Origin of the sequence: Helicobacter sp. 11-8110 (assembly GCF_003288905.1) — a bacterium.
Taxonomy (GTDB): Bacteria; Campylobacterota; Campylobacteria; order Campylobacterales; family Helicobacteraceae; genus Helicobacter_D; species Helicobacter_D colisuis.
In genome coordinates this window covers 1-21,365 of the sequence record NZ_NHYL01000008.1, presented here as the reverse complement: position 1 = coordinate 21,365, position 21,365 = coordinate 1, and the positions used below count along the sequence as shown (strand labels likewise).

The following is a 21,365-nucleotide window of genomic DNA, read 5'->3' as shown; positions in this document are numbered from 1 at the left end:
AAAAGGAAAATAATGCCAACTTTACAAAATTTAGAAGAAAAAATACAAAAATTAGGTGAGCAATTTATATTGCCCTACACAAAGGAAATTGATCAAGAAGCGAGATTCCCTAAAGAAGCCTATGAAGCGCTTAAACAGCAAGGTTTTATGGGGCTGCTTGTGCCTAAAGAATATGGTGGTTTGCAAGGTGGCAATCTAGATCATGTTGAAGTATGTTACAACTTAGCACGATTTAATGCCTCAACTGCACTTTGTTATATGATGCACAATGTTGCTACTGCCTGTGTATCTCACTATGGCACCGCACATCAAAAATCTCTGTATTTACCAAAAATTGCAAAAGGTGAAGCAACCTTTGCATTAGCTTATAGCGAAAGTGGTTCTGGGACACACTTTGTGAATCCCGACATTACAGAATCACAAAAAGGAGAAAAGCGCATTTTAGAAGGCAGAAAAAGCTTTGTAACTTCTGCGCAACAAGCCAATTATTATCTCACCTACACAAATTCTTGTAAATTACAAGGCAAGAAAAACAATTGGATTGTCCCTAGCAATCATCCTTCTCTAACGCATGAAGAAGGCGTATGGAATGGATTTGGAATGCGAGGAAATGTCTCAAAGCCCGTGCAATACAAACAAGTGGAACTAGAAGTGGCAGATTGTCTCCTTGGATCTGAGGGCGATGGAGAAAATCAAATCAATCTTGTAGCAATGTATTTCGTAACTGGTTTAGGAGCAGTTTATAGTGGAGTAGGAATGGCAGCCTATGAATGCGTTCTACAACATTGTTTAACAAGAAAATATTCTGATGGTAAAGATTTAGCTGATAATGAATTAGTTCGCATACATTTAGCAGAACTCTATACTAAAACACAAAGCCAAATTGCACTTGTTAGAGAAGCCGCAAGAGCATTTGATAGTGGGGCAAGTGATGCTCCTATGAAAGTATTTGCTTGCAGAATCAATGCTACTCACCTTGTTATGGAAATTTGCGAACTTGCAATGCGACTTGGTGGGGGTAAGGCTTATAGCAAACATTTACCATTAGAACAATACTTAAGAGATGCAATGGCTAGTCAAGTTATGGCACCAAGCTTAGATGTCTTAAAAATTTGGCTTGGCAATGCTATCACAAATAAAGGATAAAAAATGAAAAATATTTTAGTTGGCGCTGTAGCCTATGCGCCCCAAATTGTGCCTATTTGGGATACCATTAGAGATTATGCAAATAATTACTTTGGAGGGAAGATTCGCCTTGATTATGTGCTTTTTAGCAATTATGAAAGACAAGTGGAATGGCTTATTAATAAAAAAATTGATATTGCTTGGAATACCAATGTTGCTTACATACGCTCTAAATTTGCCACAAAAGATAATGTTGAAGCCATTTTAATGCGTGATACAGATATCGGATTTAAAAGTATTTTTGTTAGCCAAGAAAAAATATCCAATCTACATTCCCTAAAAGGCAAAAAGTTTGGACTTGGAAGCTTAGATTCTGCACAAGCTGCTATTATGCCTCTTTTTTATTTGCAAAAAGAGGGCTTAAAGATTCAAGAATCACTAGCGCAAAATTTATCAACCCTGCAAACTTCCAATGAAGCTGTGTCTGTTATTCGTTATAATAGCGATGTTGGCAAGCATGGAGATACAGGTAGAAGCGAATTTGATGTATTAGAAGCCATTAAAGCAGGAATCCTTGATGCAGGTGCAATTGGCTCAACGACTTGGGCTAGAATCTTACAAGAAGGGACTTATCCAGAAATTTCAAGCTTTTATGCTAGTGAAGATTACTGCCATTGTAATTTCACTACCCTTAAGGGCTTTGATGAAGATTTAAAAAATACTTTTGTATCAATGATGCTCTCGCAAAACACTCTCAAAAATGATCCACAAATCTCACAAATGATGAAGCTTGAAGGGCTTAATCAATGGGTGGTATGTGATCAACAAATTTTAAGTGGATATGATCATATTATTCAAGCTATGCAAGAACAAAATCTCATCAATCTCTAAAATCACTCTAGATTCTCTTGAATCTAGGGCTATTGTCTGCTAATTTTTAAATTCAAATTTATATTTTTTCATTATTCTCTTTTTAAAATTTTTCTGCTATAATTTTAGGCTTTTATTTTTATCAACTCACACACGCTAATCCTAAGTGAGGTTGCAAATTCCTTATATTTTTGGACTTTGTTAAGGGGCGTGGAGGGAAAACCAAAAACATTAAATAGGAGAAAAATATGGTAACAATGAAAGATCTTTTAGAATGTGGTGTGCATTTTGGGCACCAAACAAGACGCTGGAATCCAAAAATGAAAAAATTTATTTTTGGTGTAAGAAAAAATATTCACATTATTGACTTGCAAAAGACTTTGCGTTATTTTCGCTACACTTACAATATCGTAAGAGATGCTGCAGCTGAAGGCAAAACTATTATGTTTGTTGGAACTAAAAAACAAGCAAGTGAAACACTTAAACAATATGCAGAAAGCGTGAATGCACCTTATGTTAATTATCGTTGGCTTGGTGGTATGCTCACTAACTTCTCTACTATTAGAAAATCTATTCGCAAACTTGAAATCATTGAAGAAATGGAATCAAGCGGACAAATTGATTTGCTAACCAAAAAAGAAAAGTTAATGATTCAAAGAAAAAAAGAGAAATTAACTCAATACCTTGGCGGAGTAAGACAACTTAAAAAAGCACCTGATATGATTTTTGTAATTGATGCGGCTAAAGAAAAAATTGCTGTTGCAGAAGCTAGAAGACTTGGGATTCCAGTAGTAGCACCACTTGATACAAACTGTGATCCTGATATGGTAGATTACCCAATTCCTGGAAATGATGATGCAATTCGCTCTATTCAACTTTTCTGTAAAGAAATTGCAGAAGCAATTACTGAAGGAAGAGCTATCGCGGGTGGAGAGATTCCAGAAAACAATGAAGTTTCTGAGCCTGCAAGCGAAAAAGAAAAACAAGAAGTAATTGAAGAAGCAATGAAAGAAGAAGATTTCACAGAAAACACTGAAAATAAGGAGTAAAAAATGGCAGAAATTAGTGCCCAACTTGTCAAGCAACTAAGAGAAATGACTGATGCAGGAATGATGGACTGCAAAAAAGCCCTAGTTGAAACCAATGGAGACTTAGAAAAAGCTGTAGAATACCTACGCGAAAAAGGCTTAAGCAAAGCCGCTAAAAAGGCAGATAGAATAGCCGCTGAGGGGAGTATTAGCATTCAAGTTTCACCTGATTTCAAAAAAGCAAGTATGGTAGAAATTAACTCTGAAACCGATTTTGTGGCTAAAAACGAAGGCTTTAAAGAGCTAAGTGCAAAAACTATTGCTATAATTCAAGATTCTAGTGTTTCTAGTGCTGAGGAATTACACACTCTAAATCTAGATGGCACAAAATTTGAAGAATATCTTAAGACGCAAATTGCAAAAATCGGTGAAAATATCGTTGTTAGAAGAATCGCAAAAGTAGAAGCCAAAGGCAGTGGAATTGTCAATGCTTATGTGCATTCCAATGGTCGTGTTGGTGTTATCATTGCTCTTAAATGCCAAAAAGAAGATAATGTAGCTAAACTAGCAGATCTAACTAAAAATCTTTGTATGCACGCTGCGGCAATGAAGCCACAAGTAATTAGCTACCATTCTTTTGATATGGATTTTATCAAGAGCGAAAAAACCGCTCTCATTGCAGAACTTGAAAAAGAAAACGAAGAATTAAAACGCTTAGGAAAGCCGCTTCACAAAATCCCACAATACATTAGTCAGCTAGAACTTACTGATGAAATTATCGCAAAGCAAGAAGAAGCACTCAAGGCAGACCTAAAAGCACAAGGTAAGCCTGAAGCTATTTGGGATAAAATCCTTCCTGGACAAATTGAACGCTTTAAAGCTGATTCAACTTTACTTGATCAAAGATTAACTTTACTTGGACAATTCTTTGTAATGGATGACAAAAAAACAATCGCGCAAGTTTTAGCAGAAAAAGGTAAAGAACTTGGCGACTCTATTGAAGTAGTTGAATATGTGCGATTTGAATTGGGTGAGGGAATCGAAAAGCAAGAATGCAACTTTGCTGATGAAGTAGCTGCACAGCTTGGTTAATCTTTACAATGTTGTTAGAAGCCAAAAATCTTTCTTTTGGCTATGAAAAGCCAATTATAGAGAATCTTAACTTCCGAGCTAAAGAAGGTGAGATTATCTCCATAATGGGTGTAAGTGGGAGTGGAAAAAGCACTCTTTTGCACTTACTTTCTTCATTTTTAAAGCCTCAAAATGGTGAAGTCTCTCTCTTTGATTTAAACATTTATTCTCTCCCACAAAAAGAACTTTTAGCCCTAAGGCGTAAAAAAATTGGTATTATTTTTCAATCCCACTATCTTTTTTTAGGCTTTAGTGCTTATGAGAATCTGCAAGTTGCGTCGCTTTTAAGTGGAGAAAAAATTGATAAATCCCTACTTAAACTCTTTGGGATTGAACAGGTTTTAGATCACAATATCGGCGCTTTGAGTGGCGGACAACAGCAGAGATTGTCCATTGCTAGAATCCTAACTAAAAAGCCACAAATTATTTTTGCTGATGAGCCTACAGGCAATCTTGATAGAGAAACAGCTATGAATGTAATGGAATCACTTTTTGCTTATGTGCGCTCCAATCATTCACTCTTAATTTTTGTTACCCACGATCCCCTTTTGGCGCATAAAGCCTCCCGTGCCTATAAACTAGAAAATGCAACTCTAAAAACTTTGGAATAATCCAATTATGGAGTTTTTAGCCTATCTTACTGAAGGGAATGTTATCAACTTCCTTTTGCTTCTTTTGCGATTTGCTGGTATCATCGCCTTTTTTCCTTTTTTTGAAAATCAACTCATTAGCACACAAATCAAAGGTATTTTTATTTTTTGGCTAACTATTTTGTTTCTTCCACTAGTAACAACAATGCCACCAAGCAATCTATCTATTTTAGAATTTATTATCGCAGGAATCACCGAAATTATGCTAGGTTTTTTGGCTTCCTTTGCCTTACAAATTGTTTTTGGAATGATTTCTTTTGGCGGAGAAGTGATTTCTTTTGCTATGGGATTAACCATTGCTAATGCCTATGATCCCGTAACAGGCGCACAAAAACCAATTGTGGGGCAACTTCTCACACTTCTTGCTTTGATGGTTGTTCTAGCACTTGATTATCATCATTTATTTTTGTATTTTGTAGGAGAAAGCATTAAAGAGATTCCATTGGGTGGCTTTTTATATTCTCATAATTATATTTCTTATATCATAAAAGCTTTTTCTAATCTTTTTGTCATCGGACTAACTATGTCTTTTCCTATTATTGCCCTCATTTTACTTTCTGATATTATTTTTGGAATGATTATGAAAGCTCACCCTCAATTTAACCTTCTTGCCATCGGTTTTCCTGTAAAAATCGCTGTTGCCTTTGCTGTTTTAATTGTTATTGTTCCTGCCATTATGATTCACTTTAAGAAAGAATTCTTAAGCGCCATTGATGCACTTACGATTCTATTCCAATAATTTTTTGCCAATCTTTTTTTCCACTTCCCCAAGCTTTTGAAATCTTGATGCAAGACTGCCTCGCCCACTTATCATTTTAGCCTCCATTTCATCACTTTGTTTTCCCAGTTTTCCAATGAGCGCTTTTAGCTTTTCAAAATCCTCCACAATCCCTTCAAATTTCCCATAGAAGTTTCTAATATCCCCCAAAGCCTTCATGACTTTTTCATCACTTTCAATGTAAGTCCAGCTAACTTCAATGGTCTTTAATGCCATAAAAAGCGTATGTGGAGTAGTGAGATAAACCTTTTTTGAATAAGCATATTGATAAATTCCATTATCCACGCTTAGTGCAAGATCAAGGATATTTTGATAAGGGATAAAAAGTAGCACAAATTCATAAGTGTAAGTCTCAAAATTAGCATAAGGTTTTTTAGCAAGTTCATCAATTCGATTTTTAAGATTTTGGGCAATCTCTTGACACACACTCCTATCTAGCGATTCAAAGCTAAAGCCATTAGGCAAAGGAAACTTAGAATCAATAATAATACTCTTTTGTTTATCCAAATATACCACCGCATCAGGACGATACCCACTTCCCTCATGCACAAAATGTGCTTCAAGTTTATATTGCTCCCCTTCTATTAATCCACTATGCTCTAGCACATTTTTAAGTTGAATCTCTGCAAAATTTCCGCGGATTTTTTTATCTCCTTTTAGAATCTGCGCGAGTTTATCAGCATTTTGCCCTATTTCTTGACTATAAGCAAACATATTTTTAATATTTGTCTCTAGTTTTATTTCATTGGCTACCAAACTTTCTTTATACTCTTTTAGACTTTCTTGCACGGGAGAAAAGATGGAATCAAGTATCTTTTTAGAATCCTCCATAAGATGAAGTTTATTTTGTTCTAACATTCGCTGTGATTGATTCTGAATTGATTGTTCAAACTCGGCTTTAAGAGTAGCAAGGCTTTGTGCGTATTTTTGTTCAAGAGAATTTAAAAGCTTTGTTTGAGATTCAAGTTGAGTTTGTGCTTCTGCCTTTTTGGCGAGTGTATTTTGATAAAGGATTATCATTTCTTCTATTTTTTCTTTTTGTTCTACATTGATTTTTTGCAAATCTTCCATTCGCTCTAATTGCCCTTGAAGTTTTGTATTGTTTCGCAAAGATTCATAATAACTTTGAGTGATTGCTTCTAGCTTTTGTCTTTGCTCCCCTTCAAGATTCTGTAAAGCTTCTAAGTGAGTCTTTAGATTCCAAATCTCTTTACCTAAATGATATTTTTGAAATACAACCCACGCCACCAAAGCAACGAGTGTCACAACAAGTATTAAAACCACATACTCCATCTGCTAATCCTCTTTTATTTTCTTATTATTGCTTTTGCTAATGCTAATTTCTCTAGCGCCAAACTTATGGATATTTTACTTATTTTTTGCAAAGCAAACTTAATTATAATTTTATATTATTTAACCTAAAATTGTGAAGCTTATTCTTATAAACCCTGTTTTTATATTTTCTCATTTTTAAACCCTATAAACTTCAAAAAGGATTACTATGCAAAAGCAAACTAGCTTAAAGGGATTTAAGAAATTTAATCTTATTATTATTTTGGCATTTATGTCATCTCTTGCACCTCTTTCTACGGATATGTATTTGCCTGCCCTAGGAGAAGTGCAAAAATCATTTTCTACAAACTCTTTTTACGCACAGCTTTCTTTAGCAAGTTTTTTCATTGCTTTTGCACTAGGACAATTACTTTATGGACCGCTTAGCGATATTTATGGACGCAAAAAACCGCTTTATTTTGGAATCTTACTTTTTATACTCTCAAGCCTTGCGTGTATTAGCTTTGATTCCATTTACACCTTTATCTTTTTTCGCTTTTTAGAAGCTCTAGGGGGTTGCGCTGGTGTAGTTATTGCAAGGGCAATTGTGAATGATAACTTCGAACTTAAAGAAGCTGCAAGCGTTTTTGCTCTTATGATGGTTATTTCTTCTTTAGTTCCAATGCTCTCACCAGGACTTGGAAGTATTTTGCTAGATTATTTTTCGTGGAAAAGTATTTTTGCGGTATTGTTTGGGCTTGGAATCTTTTTGCTTCTTCTTATTTTTTTAGGACTTAATAACATAAAAGAAAATACAGCTTCTCTTAAATTTAACTCTAAAGAAATTTTTAACAACTATATCAAAATACTCAAAGATCGTCGCTTTAAAATCTATGTTTTTTCCTCTAGCTTTGCTATGGCTACAATATTTGCCTATATCACTGGATCATCGTATGTTTTTATAGATTATTATGGTTTGAGTGAGAAAAGCTATGGGATTCTTTTTGGTATCAACGCAGCAAACTTTATGATATTTGCCAATATCAATGCTAGAATCGTGCGTCGCTATTCGCCTTATTATGTCTTGCCATTTTCTTTTACTACAATGTTTGGAATCGCACTTTTACTTACCATTGCTGGTTTTTTTGATTTAGGATTTTTGGTTTTTGAGATTTTACTCTTTTTTATGATTGGAATGCTTGGATTTATTATCCCTAATACCACCACTTTAGCAATGGCTAGATTCAAAGAAAATTCCGGTAGTGCTTCTGCAATGCTTGGCGCGATTCAATTTACTTTAGCTGGAGGAATTTCCTTTGTTGTAAGTTATTTAGAAGCAAATAGCCCACTACCTTTAGCATTCATTATTACAACATGTCTCATCATTGCTTGTAGAATCTATCTCCTTCTTAACGCAAAAAGAATAAAGCAATACAAAAGACAATGGGGTTTAAAATAATTTTGTAAAAAACCATTAAAAAAACTCTTTCTCTCTTGACTTAGACTAACTCTCATCTTTTATAATCTTTCTTTAAAATCTTCTTCTTGAAGATTTAATATTTTTAATAAGGAGAAGCAATGAAAAAAACACTATTTAGTTTAATTTTCTTAGGAGGTTTCATTATGGCAAATTCACAAGCAATCATAAAAAGTGGAGAGTTAGGAAGTTTTGAGGGAAATTCTACAATCTTTAGCGGTAAAGTCAAAGTTTCTATGCTATTTAATTCAGAAACTTGGAGAGAATTTGGAGGAGCATTAGTAGAATTTAAAAAAAGCTCTAGAAGTGCCTGGCACACACACCCAGCAGGGCAAACACTTATTGTAACAGATGGAGAAATTCTAACTAAAGTCCCTGGACAAAAAGCAAGTATCGCAAAAAAAGGAGATGTGATTTCTTGTCCCCCAAATGTGCGACATTTCCACGGAGCAACTGATAGTAGCAAGGGAGCACATATCGCACTTACTCAAGAAAAAAAATGGCAAAAATGTAACTTGGGAAAATCTCGTTAGCGATGTTGAATATCAAGAAGCTCTCAATGAGGCAAGAAGCAAACAATAAATACAAGCGTAGGCAAATGGTAACCAAAATAGGATTCTAAGCCATTTTTGCCTTTCCTTGATTCATTGCCAAACAATTTAATGATAAAAAGAATATTTTTTTAGTTCCTTATCTAACTTAATATTCATTTTATTTTTACATTCTTGTATTTAATTTTATTCTCTTTTCTCTTGACTTAGACTAACTCTCATCTTTTATAATACAAAATCCTAGTTTAATAGGATTCTTAGAAACAACAATAAGGAAACAACAATGCCAAATCAAACAAAACAAGACAACAAAGAATCGCGTAGAGACTTTTTAAAGACTTCAAGTAAAATTTTACTTGGCGCAACCACATTGAGTTCTTTAGGAACACATCTTTTTTCTACAGAAATTGAAGAAAGAAATTATTCTTTAAATTTATCTAAAGGAGAGAATATGAATAAACTGCCAAATAGGATTTTAGGCAAAGGAAATGCAGCCTTAGAAGTTTCAGCATTAGGATTAGGTTGTATGGGAATGAGTGCAAACCATGGAATACCCCCACAAGAAAAAGATATGATAAAACTACTCCATGAAGCTTATGAACTTGGAGTGAGATATTTTGATACAGCTGAAATTTATGGACCACATACCAATGAAATATTGCTCGGTAAAGCTTTTAGGGATAGACGAGATAAAGTAATAATTGGAACTAAATTTGGACTTTATTATCCCTTTGGAAAACAACAACAAGACTCAAGCAAAAAATCTATTTTAAGAGCCATTGATGAGAGCCTAAAAAGATTAAATACTGATTATGTAGATCTTTACACTCAACATAGAGTAGATACTGACATACTCATCGAAGAAGTGGCTGACACTATGAATGAACTTATAAAAATGGGTAAAATTAGGCATTATGGATTAAGTGAAGCAGGAGCAAACACAATAAGAAGAGCCAATAAAGTTTGTGCAATTACTTCTATACAAAGCCACTATTCAATGATGATGAGAGAAGTTGAAGATAATGATGTGCTAAAAACTTGCGAGGAGTTAGGTATAGGTTTCACCGCATATTCACCTTTAGAAAGAGGATTTTTAGGGGGTCTAATGAATGAAAACACAACTTTTCATCCAACACTTGATATGAGATCTTCTTTTCCAAGATTTACACCAGAAGCACTCAAAGCAAATCAAAGCTTCATAAATTATGTAAGAGAATTAGCAAAAAATAAAAAAATAGATGGCAAGGAAGCAACTACTGCACAAATTGCATTAGCTTGGTTACTAGCACAAAAACCCTTTATAATGCCAATTCCAGAAACCACAAAAATTACCCACTTAAAGCAAAATTTAGATTCTTTGAAGATAAAATTCAGCAAAGAAGAATTAATGCAAATAGATTCCAAAATAAAAACAATAAAAATAGTTGGGGAGCGTTACCCTATAGGGTCTGATCAAGCTAAAAGTGTTGGATTGTGAGAAATATATGAAAAAAATTTTAAGTATTATATTGGGAGTATGCACCCTAGCACTATCAAAAGAGCCTTTAGTAAAAATTTCTGAAATTCTAATAGATTGCCAATATCTTGAGGAATATAAGAATATTCTGCAAACAGAGAGCAAACAAAGTGTAAAATTAGAAAATGGGGTTCTTATGCTCTATGCTATGCAACACGAAAATAATCCTTGTCAATTTAGCATCATAGAAGCATATAAAGACCAACAAAGCTATGAAAATCACATAACAAGTCCGCATTTCCAACTTTATAAACAAAGCACTTTGCATATGATAAGGGATTTAAAATTTATTCCAATGAAAGCCTTGAATCCACAAATGGCTTTGGAGAAAAATATTGATGAGTAAAATTGAGATACCATTAGTTTATACAGAATTTTTTAATGGTTTCCAAAGTGAAATTGTCATTGCTTTACTTTATTCTCTTATAAAATTTTCATTTTATCAAGATATTATAAGGAAACCATCAAGCACAAAAAATATAAAAGCAAGAGAGCGAAGAAAACATTGTTTAATAGGATTCTTAGAAACAACAACAATAAGGAAACAACAATGCCAAATCAAACAAAACAAGACAACAAAGAATCGCGTAGAGACTTTTTAAAGACTTCAAGTAAAATTTTACTTGGTGCAACCGCATTGAGTTCTTTAGGAACACATCTTTTTTCTACAGAAATTAAAGAAAGAAATTATTCTTTAAATTTATCTAAAGGAGAGAATATGAATACCCTAACACCACAAGCTAAAGAAAATTTACAAAAACTTTTTGGCACTAGTACCTTACCAAAAGAGGATTTAGAATTTTTTACCAATTATGCCAATTTTGCTTTTGATGAAGTTTGGCAAAAGTCAAATTTAAAAGAAAATGAAAGACTTTTGCTTATTCTAGCTTCTCTAGTAGCCCTATCTGCAAAAGAAGAATTTGAGATTATGTTAAAGGCAACTTTAAAGAGTAAAATAAATCCCATAGTAATTAAAGAAATTATTTACCAAGCCACCCCCTATGTTGGGATAGCAAAGGTAGCAGATGCTTTAGTCATTACAAACAAAATCTTTAAACAACAAGGAGTAAAACTACCTTTAGAATCTCAAAGCACTACTAACCAACAAAATCGCAGAGAAAAAGGTTTTGAAATACAAAAAAATATCTTTGGTGCAGCCATAGAAAAAAGCTATGATTCCACACCTGTTCATAAAAAACATATCAATGAATTTTTAAGTGCAAATTGCTTTGGCGATTATTACACGCGAAAAGGATTGGATCTGGCTTTTAGAGAGCTTATAACCTTTGTTTATCTAATCTCTATGGGGGGAGTAGAACCTCAAGTTAAAGCCCATATACAAGGAAATTTAAATATGGGAAATGACAAAACAAAGCTCCGCAGTAGTCACTGCTTTAGTCCCATACATAGGCTATCCAAAAAGCTTAAATGCCCTTAATGCCATTGATGAAATAGCAAAATAAAAAAGGGCTAAAATCTATTAAAATAGATTTTAGCTACTTTTAATCAACCTGTATTTCTAATGCCTTGTGCAATTCCTACAATGGTAGTAATAATTTGTTTAGCAATCCTTTGTTTTTGTTCTACATAAGTCGCATCTTTGTATTGCTCCATTAAATAAAGTTGAAAAAAATTAAGACTTGTTAAAAAAGATTTTCGTAATAAAATAGACTTTTGAATATGTTTTTGTGTTTCAAGCAATGTTTCTTCTCCACGCACATACAACAACCACTTCAGCGTTAAATGATATTCATTTTTAATCTTTTGCCAAATTTTCTCCCTAAGCTCATTATTTTCCACAAACTTATTATAATACTTTGCAATCTCTAAATCCACTTTTAAAAAAGCTTGTGAAATATTATCAATTGTAGTTTTAAAAAATAAATCTTCTTTATAACAATTTCTCAAAATTTCTTTATCAAACCTTGCACTAGCTAACTCTAACCCACTTCCAAGCCCATACCACGCTGGAATAATTGCCCTATTTTGCGTCCAAGCAAACACCCAAGGAATCGCTCGTAAATCTTCTACATTTTGTGTATTCTTGCGCTTTGATGGGCGTGATCCAATATTTAGCTGCTGGATAAACTCAATAGGCGTTGCAGATTTGAAATACTCAATAAACCCCTCTGTTTCATAGACAAGATTCCTATAAGCTTTAAATGATTCTTCGCTAATCTTTTGCATAATACCCTCAAAATCACGATTGCAAACTTGCTTATTTGTTCCATATTTGTCATACACCGATTTTTTTAACAAATTTGCCAAAGCACTTGCAAAACTAAATTCCGCCTTTTTGGGATTCAAATATTTCTCACTAATCACTTCTCCTTGTTCAGTTGTTTTCAAAAATCCTGCCACACTATTATCTGGCGCAGAAAGCAAGGCATCCTCTAGCGCTCCACCTCCACGGCTAACACTCCCTCCACGCCCGTGGAAAAGACGAAATTTTATCTTTAACTCTTCTTCTAAAACAATTAAATTATTAATTGCTTTACGCAAAGAATAATTGCTAGTAAAAATACCGCCATCTTTACTTGAATCAGAATAACCAATCATAATTTCTTGATGATTTTTGCGCGATTGCAAATACTCTGTATAGTGTGGATTAGAGCATAATTCACGCAAAATCACTGGGGCGTTTTCTAAATCCCCAATTGTCTCAAATAAAGGCGCAATGCAAATACGAGTTTTCTTGCCCTGCTTCCAAAGCCCTGATTGCTTTGCAAACCAAAGCACACACAATAAATCATTTGCTCCTTGACACATAGAGATAATACACGAATCAATAATATTATCACTAATGCGATCTTTTGCCCACCTAAAGTTCATAAATGCCATCAACATTTCTTGCGATTCTTTGCTTAGCTTCCCATATAAAGAATTAAGATCTAAAAGTGGCGCAGCAAGGGCATTGTTAAGAATCTCTGCTTGTTCTTTTTTGGATAATAACAACAAATCTCCTTGCACATAGCCCAATAATGAAAAAATTTCAGCAAGCGCCCTCCAAAATACATCACGATGCTGCCTAAAATCTAATTGCATTAAATGAAATCCTGCTAAAAGCACGAGATTTTTAAGCTTTTTAAGATAGATTCCACTCCTTTTGTCTAGCGATTCTAACATCATATCAATATCTTTAATAAACTCTTTTGGGCTTTCATACATATAAGGCTTATTTTCATAAAGCGCAGATTGTGGGAGATTTAAAGCCATAATTCGATTCTGCAATTTTTGTCGCATACAAGTTAATTTAGCCCTAAAAGGTTCTTGCAAAAAAAGTTTTTTTGCCATTTCATCAAGATGATCTTTTTCTTTTTCCAAACTCTCTAGCAATTCTTGTGTGGGATTGGCGTATTCTTGAGCAATGGAGAGTTCTCGGCTTAGTTTATCAATTTGTTTTAAATAATGCTCAATAATCGTCTGATGCTGTCGCTTCATCACTTCTAGCATCACTCCATTAGTAACATAAGGATTCCCATCTCTATCTCCACCTATCCAGCTTCCAAGCCTAATGGGAGATTTTTTAAGTGGTGTTTGCAAGGCATTTTGCACTTCTTCTAAAATATTAGTTCCACTTTGTAAAATTGAACTTTCCATAAAATACAAAAGATTGTCTAATTCAAAAAGCACTTCAATCTTCTCACTTCTTACAATATGACTATGCCAAAGTAAATTAAGGCGATATTTTAAATGCTCTTTAGCTGCACTCTCTCCAAATCCAAACCAAAGATTTAAATCATCATACATTTCATGATAACTCTCTAAAAAAGTTCGTCGTAGTGATTCTGTTGGATGCGCAGTAAAGACGGGATAAAATCTGATTTTTTTAAGCACACTTTTAATGTCTTCTTCATCGTAGCTTTGGGCTTTTAGTTCATCTAACATTAAGCCAATATGCTCCTTTGAATTAAAACTCAATAAATGTCGCTCATCCACAATATTAAGCAACAAATAATACAAAGTAAAAGCTTTAATAAGCTTTGAAATATCTTTAGATTCTAGCTCTTTTAACACTTCCTTTTTAGCAGCATAATCTGCAGTTTTATCTTCTTTTAGGGCGATAAAAATTTCTCTAATCTCTGGTGCTACTTCCTCTAACAACTCTCTCATTAATGAAAAAATAAACTCTATTTCTTGAGTTTGGTTACTTTTCACTTTCGCACTCCTTAAATCTATTTTTTCAAAATTATAACGCTTTATTGTAAAGATAATGTAAAAAAGAATAATGTTTATTTTAAATGCCTTTAATCAACTTGTTTTTATTTATTTTTTGTAAAATCACACAAAAATTATAAAAGGCAATGCAAATGACAACACAAGACTTAAAACAAATGGATTTAGATTATACTCTACACACTTATGCGCGCAATTACACACATTTTGTAAGGGGAGAGGGTTCAAGGCTGTTTGATAGTGAGGGTAAAGATTACATTGATTTTGGTGCTGGAATCGCCGTTTGTAGCGTAGGTCATGGCAATGAACGATTAGCCAATGCTATTTGCCAGCAAGCAAGAGAACTCATTCACACTTCCAATCTTTATTTAATTGAACCCCAAGCTAAACTAGCTAAAGAGCTTATAAAACAAAGTGGCTATGATATGCGTGTATTTTTTGCAAATTCTGGTGCAGAGGCAAATGAAGGTGCTATAAAAATTGCTAGAAAATTTGGCGAAGTTAATGGAGAAACCAAGCGTTATCAAGTAATTACTTTAGATTCTTCATTTCATGGACGCACTATTAGCACGCTAAAAGCCACTGCTCAAGATAAAATGCACCATTATTTTGGACCTTTTCCAGATGGCTTTGTGTATGCCAAGGATATTCTAGATATTCCAAACAAAATTAGCCCCGTTACTTGCGCAGTGCTTTTGGAACTTGTTCAAGGCGAAGGGGGCATTACACCTTTTGATAAAGCAGAAATTCAAAAACTAGCTAAATTTTTAAAAGAAAAAAATATTTTGCTAATGATTGATGAAGTGCAAACAGGAATCTATCGTAGCGGAGAGCTTTTTGCTTCTAATTATTATGAAATCACTCCTGATGTCATCACAACCGCTAAAGGATTAGCTGGTGGCGTCCCAATTGGCGCAGTCATGACAAGCCTTAAAGATATTTTCTCTCCAGGTGATCATGGAAGCACCTTTGGGGGAAATTTCCTCTCTACAAGAGCAGCACTAGAAGTTTTAGAGATTCTTAAAGAAGAGAAACAAAGTGGTAGATTAGAGCAAACAATCTCTTACTTCGCCCAAAAACTCCAAAATTTACAAAAATCTTATCCAGAAATTTTTACACAAGAAGTGGGCTTAGGGCTTATGCGCGGACTTAGATTAAAAGATACAGAATCCTTTAATCTCTTTTTGCAAAAAACTTGTGAGAATCGAGTTTTGGTGCTAAAAAGCGGTAAAAATACAGTGCGATTCTTACCTGCCTTAACTATTAGCAAAGAAGAAATTGATGAAGGTTTTGAACGCATTAATCGTTCCCTCAAGGACTTTTAATGATATTTAACTCAAATGGAATTGCTAAGTAATCTTGATGAAATCTGCACTAGAGAACTAAAAAAAATCTCGCATTATTATTAGCATAAGTGGATTATGTGGGGGCGGAAAAAGCACTTTAGGGAAGTGCATCCGCAAACAAGGCTTTGGCAATTTCAAACCCTATCAAATTGCTTGATGATAATGTAATGAGTCTAAATTTATTTATAATACGCCCAAAAATACGCTATAATGCACCCCCCCCCCCCCGCTAATGACAATCTTAAGCCCTTTATAAAATTTCTTCCCCCTTATGTTAAAATTATCTTTTATATTTCTGCAAACTTACAAAGGATTGATTTTACAGATATTTTAATTCTTCTTATAAGCGATGATAATACGCGATTGAAGCGATTAGAAAAAAGAGAAAATAACAATCAAGCAAGAATCCAAGCTTTAATGAATGGGAGTTTGAAAACCAATATCCTTTTAAAATATGGACTTTGCTTAAAGAATTAATTGAACAATAGCAGAGAAATTTTGTAAATTCTCTGCTTTAGTGGAGAATTTTAGAAAGATTAAAAACAATGCAAAGGCTAACTAGCCCAAAAGTGCGTCTAATCGGTTTTGCAAATATTGTGTATTAAATGAAGATGCGTATAAAGCTGCATTAGCTCTTAATTTAGCATTATTTAATTCATTGTAGTTTTCCGCTAAATCATCATCTAGTAAATTACCCTCTGCTGCTTTAAGATTAACAATTGTTTGCATATTTGAATCAATACCTGATTGTATTCCATTCATTGCTGCACCAATATCAGCACGCCTCATTCCTAAATCCTCAATGAAACTTAAAATGCTTTGCTGATTATTAACACTTAAATTAGCAGTGTTTGGAGATTGCAAGTTAATGCTTTCTAATCCATTGCCTGTCATAAAATCCATTTGCCCACCAAAAACATTTTTACCATTAAAAGTCGCTTGAGACACAGCATCATTCATTGATTGTGTTAAAGCTGCTGCTTCACTCTCAATCATTGCTCTTTGAGAACTATTTAGCGTGGGATTCCCCATTGCCACAGAGAGTTCATTCATTCTAATAGCAGAATCACTCAAAGTAGAGAGTGTGCCATCTGCAATTTGCATCATACCAATAGCATCATTAGCATTGCGAATCCCTTGAGACATTGAATTTGCCTGTGCTAAAAGCGCATTAGCAATAGCCAAACTCGCACCATCAGTAGCTTCAATAGGGCGAGGTGAAGCGATTTTCTTTAGTGCTTTCTCTTCATCTTCTTTTGCTTTGTTAAGATTAATTAGACTTTCATTAGCTTGTGTATTTCCAATTTTCATAGTATCTCCTTTCTAATGCTTAAAATTGCTTCCTTGCATTTTTAAGTTATCAAGCATTTTTCGTTCCATTTTCCATTTTTTGTTCCAAATATTTGGTATGGATAACGCCTCTTTTAAAATCGTCATTTTGCATCATTTTTTTATGGAAGTCAATCGTTGTTTTAATACCCTCCACACAAAACTCATCTAAGGCTCTACTCATTCTAGCAATAGCTTCATTACGAGTTTTACCCCATACAATTAATTTGCCAATCATCGAATCATAAAACATAGGAACAACATACCCAGCATACGCGTGAGTATCCATACGCACATTATTACCACCTGGTGCAATCCATTTAGTAATTTTTCCTGCAGATGGATAGAATTTTACTGGATCTTCAGCTGTGATTCGACATTCAATCGCACAACCTTTAAAATTCACTTCCTCTTGTTTAGGAAGCTTTTTGCCCTCGGTAATTTGTATCATTAGCTCAATAATATCTAATCCACTTACAAGCTCACTCACAGGGTGTTCAACTTGCAAACGTGTATTCATCTCCATAAAATAAAAATTTTGATTATTATCAAGCAAAAATTCATAAGTTCCTGCTCCCACATATTTAATAGCCTTTGTTGCAGTAATTGCGGTTTCCAAAAGCTTTCTACGCGTTTCTGGCTCTAATGTTGGTGCTGGAGATTCTTCGATTAATTTTTGGTGTCTTCTTTGGAGAGAACAATCTCTCTCCCCTACATGTAAAACATTACCATATTTATCTGCTAATATCTGCACTTCAATATGCTTTGGCTTATCAATGAACTTCTCCATATAAATTGTCCCATCTCCAAAAGCACTAATTGCTTCACTTTCTGCTGCTAAATAGGCATTAAACATATTTGCTTCATTTTGAACAATCCGCATTCCGCGACCGCCCCCACCCGCTGCTGCTTTTAAAATCACAGGATAGCCAATTTCTTTTGCGAGTTTCAATGCTTCTTCTTTGGATTTTACCGCTCCGTCGCTTCCTGGTATTACAGGCACTCCAGCATTTTTCATAACTTCTTTTGCTTTACTTTTATCACTCATTAATGCCATTACTTCAGAATTTGGACCAATAAATTCAATGTTGTGGTAATTGCAAATTTCTACAAAGTTTTGATTCTCACTTAAAAAACCATAGCCTGGGAAAATTGCATCAGCATTAAACAGCTCTGCAGCTGAAATAATAGCAGGAATATTCAAATAACTTTCATTAGATTTATCCCCGCCAATACAAATTTTTGCATCTGCAAGATCTAAATAATGAGCATCTTTATCAGCTGTTGAATACACTGCAATCGCCCTTTTACCCATTTCTTTAATGGTGCGGATAGCTCTTAGCGCTATCTCTCCGCGATTAGCAATTAAAATAGTATTAATTTCTTTGGTTGGAGACATTAGATTTTCTCCACCACAAATAAAGGAGAATTATACTCTACTGGTTGTGCATCATTAGGGATAATCTCTTTAATCACACAATCAAATTCTGCTTCAATTTCATTCATAATTTTCATTGCTTCAATAATTGCTAAAGTTTGCCCCCTTTTAACCTTATCGCCCACATTAACATAAGCAGGAGCATCTGGAGAAGGGCAACGATAAAATGTCCCAACCATTGGGGAATTTATTGTTTCTCCTTGAGCAACTTTAGAGCTTTGAGCGGAAGAAGTTGGGGCTGCTACTTCCACTTGAGGTGTGTTTTGAGGGATTTGAATAGGAGATAAAACCTGCATATTTTGAGATTCTACGATTTGTGCGCTCTTGGTGCCTTTTTCTAATTTAATTTTGGAATTCTCCTGAGTAATGCTTAATGCACTCAATGAACTTGAATCAAAAATTTTAATCAGCTCTTTTATTTCCTTAAAATCCATATTTAAGCCTTTTTAATTAAATTTTCCCAAAAGTCTTTGTTTAGACTAATTGAACTTAATTTGTTATAATAGCACATTTCTTTGCAAAAAAAGTTAAAAGGAATAACAAAATGGGATTAAAAGAAGATGCTTGGATTAGAAAAATGGCAATAGATCACAAGATGATTGAACCATTCTGTGAAAATCAAGTGGGCAAAGGCGTAGTAAGCTATGGGCTATCAAGCTATGGCTATGACATACGCGTAAGCAATGAATTTAAAATTTTTACCAATATCAATGCAATGGTAGTCGATCCAAAGAATTTCGATTCTGCTAATGTAGTTGATTTTGTAGGTGATATCTGTATTGTCCCCCCAAATTCATTTGCGCTTGCACGCACCATAGAATACTTCAAAATCCCTCGCAATGTCCTAGCTATTTGCCTTGGCAAAAGCACCTATGCGCGTTGTGGTATCATTGTCAATGTAACACCTTTTGAACCCGAATTTGAAGGACATATTACTATAGAAATTAGCAATACCACTCCACTTCCCGCCAAAATTTACGCCAATGAAGGAATTGCGCAAGTTTTATTTTTGGAAGGTGATGCACCTTGTGAAATAAGTTATAAAGACAAAAAAGGCAAATATCAATCTCAAACTGGAATTACACTCCCAAGAATCTTAAAAAATTAATTAGCAAAATTTTTTGTTTTGCTAATTTACTTAAAAAATAAAACCATTTGTAAATCATATTTAAGCAAAAAATAAAAAAAGGGGGGATAGAATAAGTGCTTTATTTAATTTCTAAGGAGTAAGAATGAAATTATCTCTTATTGCATCAAGAGCAATATTTGGTTTAGGAGCGTTAGGGAGTGTGAGTATTTGCGCACAAGAGATTACAATTAATTCATCTGGAGAGATTCGCACATATTTTGATATTGATCAAAACGAAAATCTTAGTATAAAAGATAGCTATAAAAATGGAGATTTAACCATTAATATGGCTTATAATGGCGATTTAAACAATGATGTAGCAAGTGAAGAAAACGAAGATAAAACTAAATTAAACATTGATTTAGGGGAAAATAATCTAATCTTTAAAGCTACTACTATTGATCCACAACTTTCCAATTATATCGGAAATGTGAATTTCACTGCTAAAACTATCACACTAGAAGATATGCACTTACAAGCTATCTATGGAGGCAGTGTGATTAATGGCGATACTACTATAAGTGGAAAGACAGATGTATTCACTAATAGTAATGGTGAAATTACAATCAATAGAAGCCCTGATGAATTTGGTTCAGTGGTAACTGTAGCTACAAACATGCCCGATTTAGATACAATCAATGGTTCTTTAACTATTAATGGAAATTTTAATGCAGATAAAACTTATTTTAATGGTTTTAATGTTGGAAAAAACTATTTAAATTTTAATATTAATGGCGAAGCAAACATTAAAAATTCTGTAATTTCTGTAGGAAATACTAGCCTAAATAGTCTTGTGCTAGATAGATTCGTTTTTGCAAGTGCAGATAAATTTAATAGTGATATAACTACAAGCAATGTAGCAAGTGGGTCAGTCATGAAACATGCAAGTGAAGTGATTAGCGATAAAAATCTTGCAGATGATTTTATAAAAGAGCAAAATTATTCTTATTTTACTCCTATGGATGTGAAAGATTTTACAGATTATAAGCTAAGTGTAGATAAAAGCAATGGCAAAGAATCTTTAATTGTTAGCGGTGGCTTTAGTGATAAGATTTCTGATACGAAAGCATTGTTGCAATTTGAGATTGATTATCTAAAAGCGGCAGCTAAGGAATCTGAAATCGTACAAGATGTTAATGGTATAAATGGGCTACTTCAAGCAAAAGAAAACGCAACAGAGATTGAAAAGAAAGTTGTAGAGGATTTCAATAAGCAAATACAAGCCAAACAAGAGATGATTGATAAAATTACTAGCAGTGGCGAAGGTTCTTTAAGCACAGATGAGGCTATGGGTGCGATAGGGATAGAGGTTACTGATACCACAAAATATATCTTTGAGAATACAAAAAATTCTAATGGAGCACAAAAGAACAACTACATCGCACTCCTCACAACAGGCATTATGGGTGGTGCTACAAACACTGCTAAAACAGCAGATTCTATGCAAACTTCCGGCAACCTAAACGAAGCACAAGGTATCTTTGATAGTTTGATTAACTCTAATATTAATGCTAGTGTGGGTATAGGTGCAATCACAAATAAAGACTTC

20 protein-coding genes and 1 pseudogene are annotated in these 21,365 nt (G+C 34.0%); 16 read left to right on the top strand and 5 right to left on the bottom strand.

Translation table 11 applies throughout. The features are described from left to right. Positions 1-12: 12 nt before the first annotated feature. The 6 genes from CCY98_RS06960 (at position 13) to fliR (ending at position 5,543) form a co-directional block, all read left to right on the top strand. A complete protein-coding gene (locus tag CCY98_RS06960; RefSeq protein WP_112057843.1) occupies positions 13-1,146 on the top strand; it encodes an acyl-CoA dehydrogenase family protein in 1,134 nt (377 codons plus the stop codon). A gap of 3 nt (positions 1,147-1,149) precedes the next feature. Next, positions 1,150-2,016 carry a PhnD/SsuA/transferrin family substrate-binding protein gene (locus CCY98_RS06955; RefSeq protein WP_112057842.1) on the top strand — a complete coding sequence of 289 codons (867 nt, stop codon included), beginning with the start codon at positions 1,150-1,152 and terminating at the stop codon, positions 2,014-2,016. A 227-nt stretch (positions 2,017-2,243) separates the two neighbouring features. After that, positions 2,244-3,044 (top strand): 30S ribosomal protein S2, encoded by an 801-nt coding sequence (gene rpsB, locus CCY98_RS06950; protein ID WP_006655167.1) that lies wholly within the window; start codon positions 2,244-2,246, stop codon positions 3,042-3,044. 3 nt (positions 3,045-3,047) lie between these two features. After that, the gene (tsf, locus tag CCY98_RS06945) at positions 3,048-4,115 is read left to right on the top strand and encodes a translation elongation factor Ts (protein WP_112057841.1); all 1,068 of its coding nucleotides are present in this window, start codon (positions 3,048-3,050) and stop codon (positions 4,113-4,115) included. Positions 4,116-4,123: 8 nt separating this feature from the next. Next, complete coding sequence (locus CCY98_RS06940; protein ID WP_112057840.1) at positions 4,124-4,765, top strand: ABC transporter ATP-binding protein; 642 nt, start codon at positions 4,124-4,126, stop codon at positions 4,763-4,765. Positions 4,766-4,772: 7 nt separating this feature from the next. Continuing rightward, the gene (fliR, locus tag CCY98_RS06935; RefSeq protein ID WP_112057839.1) at positions 4,773-5,543 is read left to right on the top strand and encodes a flagellar biosynthetic protein FliR; all 771 of its coding nucleotides are present in this window, start codon (positions 4,773-4,775) and stop codon (positions 5,541-5,543) included. Here fliR and rmuC read toward each other — a convergent pair. Continuing rightward, positions 5,532-6,875: a DNA recombination protein RmuC gene (gene rmuC, locus CCY98_RS06930; protein ID WP_112057838.1), complete on the bottom strand. Its 1,344-nt coding sequence runs from the start codon at positions 6,873-6,875 to the stop codon at positions 5,532-5,534. The genes fliR and rmuC overlap by 12 nt on opposite strands. 208 nt (positions 6,876-7,083) lie before the next feature. Here rmuC and CCY98_RS06925 point away from each other — a divergent pair, with 208 nt between their 5' ends. The 6 genes and pseudogenes from CCY98_RS06925 to CCY98_RS06900 all read left to right on the top strand — a co-directional run bounded on the left by CCY98_RS06925 (position 7,084) and on the right by CCY98_RS06900 (position 11,836). Further along, a complete protein-coding gene (locus CCY98_RS06925; protein ID WP_112057837.1) occupies positions 7,084-8,313 on the top strand; it encodes a multidrug effflux MFS transporter in 1,230 nt (409 codons plus the stop codon). A 164-nt stretch (positions 8,314-8,477) separates the two neighbouring features. Then, positions 8,478-8,913 (top strand): annotated as a pseudogene (locus tag CCY98_RS06920) (cupin domain-containing protein). Between the two features lie 252 nt (positions 8,914-9,165). Next, positions 9,166-10,359 carry an aldo/keto reductase gene (locus tag CCY98_RS06915; protein WP_220101904.1) on the top strand — a complete coding sequence of 398 codons (1,194 nt, stop codon included), beginning with the start codon at positions 9,166-9,168 and terminating at the stop codon, positions 10,357-10,359. 7 nt (positions 10,360-10,366) lie between these two features. After that, entirely contained in the window at positions 10,367-10,744 is a 378-nt protein-coding gene (locus CCY98_RS06910; protein WP_112057836.1) for an antibiotic biosynthesis monooxygenase, read from the top strand. Next, positions 10,737-11,000 (top strand): hypothetical protein, encoded by a 264-nt coding sequence (locus tag CCY98_RS08480; RefSeq protein WP_112057835.1) that lies wholly within the window; start codon positions 10,737-10,739, stop codon positions 10,998-11,000. The genes CCY98_RS06910 and CCY98_RS08480 overlap by 8 nt, the downstream gene beginning before the upstream one ends. Next, positions 10,949-11,836, top strand: a complete 888-nt coding sequence (locus CCY98_RS06900) for a carboxymuconolactone decarboxylase family protein (RefSeq protein WP_258439709.1) — start codon at positions 10,949-10,951, stop codon at positions 11,834-11,836. Before CCY98_RS08480 ends, CCY98_RS06900 begins: the two co-directional genes overlap by 52 nt. Before the next feature lie 68 nt (positions 11,837-11,904). On the opposite strand, the gene CCY98_RS06895 is transcribed toward CCY98_RS06900, so the two are convergent. Next, on the bottom strand, positions 11,905-14,556 hold the full coding sequence (locus tag CCY98_RS06895) for a phosphoenolpyruvate carboxylase (RefSeq protein WP_112057834.1): 2,652 nt from the start codon (positions 14,554-14,556) through the stop codon (positions 11,905-11,907). A gap of 152 nt (positions 14,557-14,708) precedes the next feature. On the opposite strand from CCY98_RS06895, the gene CCY98_RS06890 reads away from it, so the two are divergent. Beyond that, positions 14,709-15,899, top strand: coding sequence for an aspartate aminotransferase family protein (locus CCY98_RS06890; protein ID WP_112057833.1), 1,191 nt, complete (start codon positions 14,709-14,711; stop codon positions 15,897-15,899). Between the two features lie 231 nt (positions 15,900-16,130). Next, positions 16,131-16,397: a hypothetical protein gene (locus tag CCY98_RS06885; RefSeq protein WP_112057832.1), complete on the top strand. Its 267-nt coding sequence runs from the start codon at positions 16,131-16,133 to the stop codon at positions 16,395-16,397. An 81-nt stretch (positions 16,398-16,478) separates the two neighbouring features. Here CCY98_RS06885 and CCY98_RS06880 read toward each other — a convergent pair whose 3' ends face one another. From CCY98_RS06880 to accB, 3 genes are read right to left on the bottom strand one after another with little or no spacing between them, the layout of a single operon-like run. Then, positions 16,479-17,231, bottom strand: a complete 753-nt coding sequence (locus tag CCY98_RS06880) for a flagellin (RefSeq protein ID WP_112057831.1) — start codon at positions 17,229-17,231, stop codon at positions 16,479-16,481. Positions 17,232-17,280: 49 nt separating this feature from the next. Then, on the bottom strand, positions 17,281-18,648 hold the full coding sequence (locus CCY98_RS06875) for an acetyl-CoA carboxylase biotin carboxylase subunit (protein WP_112057830.1): 1,368 nt from the start codon (positions 18,646-18,648) through the stop codon (positions 17,281-17,283). Continuing rightward, positions 18,648-19,121, bottom strand: a complete 474-nt coding sequence (gene accB / locus CCY98_RS06870; RefSeq protein WP_112057829.1) for an acetyl-CoA carboxylase biotin carboxyl carrier protein — start codon at positions 19,119-19,121, stop codon at positions 18,648-18,650. Before accB ends, CCY98_RS06875 begins: the two co-directional genes overlap by 1 nt. 110 nt (positions 19,122-19,231) lie before the next feature. Here accB and dcd point away from each other — a divergent pair, with 110 nt between their 5' ends. After that, the gene (dcd, locus tag CCY98_RS06865; RefSeq protein WP_112057828.1) at positions 19,232-19,795 is read left to right on the top strand and encodes a dCTP deaminase; all 564 of its coding nucleotides are present in this window, start codon (positions 19,232-19,234) and stop codon (positions 19,793-19,795) included. A 124-nt stretch (positions 19,796-19,919) separates the two neighbouring features. After that, positions 19,920-21,365 (top strand): hypothetical protein (locus tag CCY98_RS06860; protein WP_146743785.1); only part of this gene is annotated, 1,446 nt, incomplete at its 3' end.

Excerpts from the sequence above, each read along its gene's own strand:
- CCY98_RS06960 (WP_112057843.1), top strand. The coding sequence starts at position 13 with ATGCCAACTTTACAAAATTTAGAAGAAAAAATACAAAAATTAGGTGAG.
- CCY98_RS06955 (WP_112057842.1), top strand. The coding sequence starts at position 1,150 with ATGAAAAATATTTTAGTTGGCGCTGTAGCCTATGCGCCCCAAATTGTG.
- rpsB (WP_006655167.1), top strand. The coding sequence starts at position 2,244 with ATGGTAACAATGAAAGATCTTTTAGAATGTGGTGTGCATTTTGGGCAC.
- tsf (WP_112057841.1), top strand. The coding sequence starts at position 3,048 with ATGGCAGAAATTAGTGCCCAACTTGTCAAGCAACTAAGAGAAATGACT.
- CCY98_RS06940 (WP_112057840.1), top strand. The coding sequence starts at position 4,124 with ATGTTGTTAGAAGCCAAAAATCTTTCTTTTGGCTATGAAAAGCCAATT.
- fliR (WP_112057839.1), top strand. The coding sequence starts at position 4,773 with ATGGAGTTTTTAGCCTATCTTACTGAAGGGAATGTTATCAACTTCCTT.
- rmuC (WP_112057838.1), bottom strand. The coding sequence starts at position 6,875 with ATGGAGTATGTGGTTTTAATACTTGTTGTGACACTCGTTGCTTTGGTG.
- CCY98_RS06925 (WP_112057837.1), top strand. The coding sequence starts at position 7,084 with ATGCAAAAGCAAACTAGCTTAAAGGGATTTAAGAAATTTAATCTTATT.
- CCY98_RS06915 (WP_220101904.1), top strand. The coding sequence starts at position 9,166 with ATGCCAAATCAAACAAAACAAGACAACAAAGAATCGCGTAGAGACTTT.
- CCY98_RS06910 (WP_112057836.1), top strand. The coding sequence starts at position 10,367 with ATGAAAAAAATTTTAAGTATTATATTGGGAGTATGCACCCTAGCACTA.
- CCY98_RS08480 (WP_112057835.1), top strand. The coding sequence starts at position 10,737 with ATGAGTAAAATTGAGATACCATTAGTTTATACAGAATTTTTTAATGGT.
- CCY98_RS06900 (WP_258439709.1), top strand. The coding sequence starts at position 10,949 with ATGCCAAATCAAACAAAACAAGACAACAAAGAATCGCGTAGAGACTTT.
- CCY98_RS06890 (WP_112057833.1), top strand. The coding sequence starts at position 14,709 with ATGACAACACAAGACTTAAAACAAATGGATTTAGATTATACTCTACAC.
- CCY98_RS06885 (WP_112057832.1), top strand. The coding sequence starts at position 16,131 with ATGCACCCCCCCCCCCCCGCTAATGACAATCTTAAGCCCTTTATAAAA.
- CCY98_RS06880 (WP_112057831.1), bottom strand. The coding sequence starts at position 17,231 with ATGAAAATTGGAAATACACAAGCTAATGAAAGTCTAATTAATCTTAAC.
- CCY98_RS06875 (WP_112057830.1), bottom strand. The coding sequence starts at position 18,648 with ATGTCTCCAACCAAAGAAATTAATACTATTTTAATTGCTAATCGCGGA.
- accB (WP_112057829.1), bottom strand. The coding sequence starts at position 19,121 with ATGGATTTTAAGGAAATAAAAGAGCTGATTAAAATTTTTGATTCAAGT.
- dcd (WP_112057828.1), top strand. The coding sequence starts at position 19,232 with ATGGGATTAAAAGAAGATGCTTGGATTAGAAAAATGGCAATAGATCAC.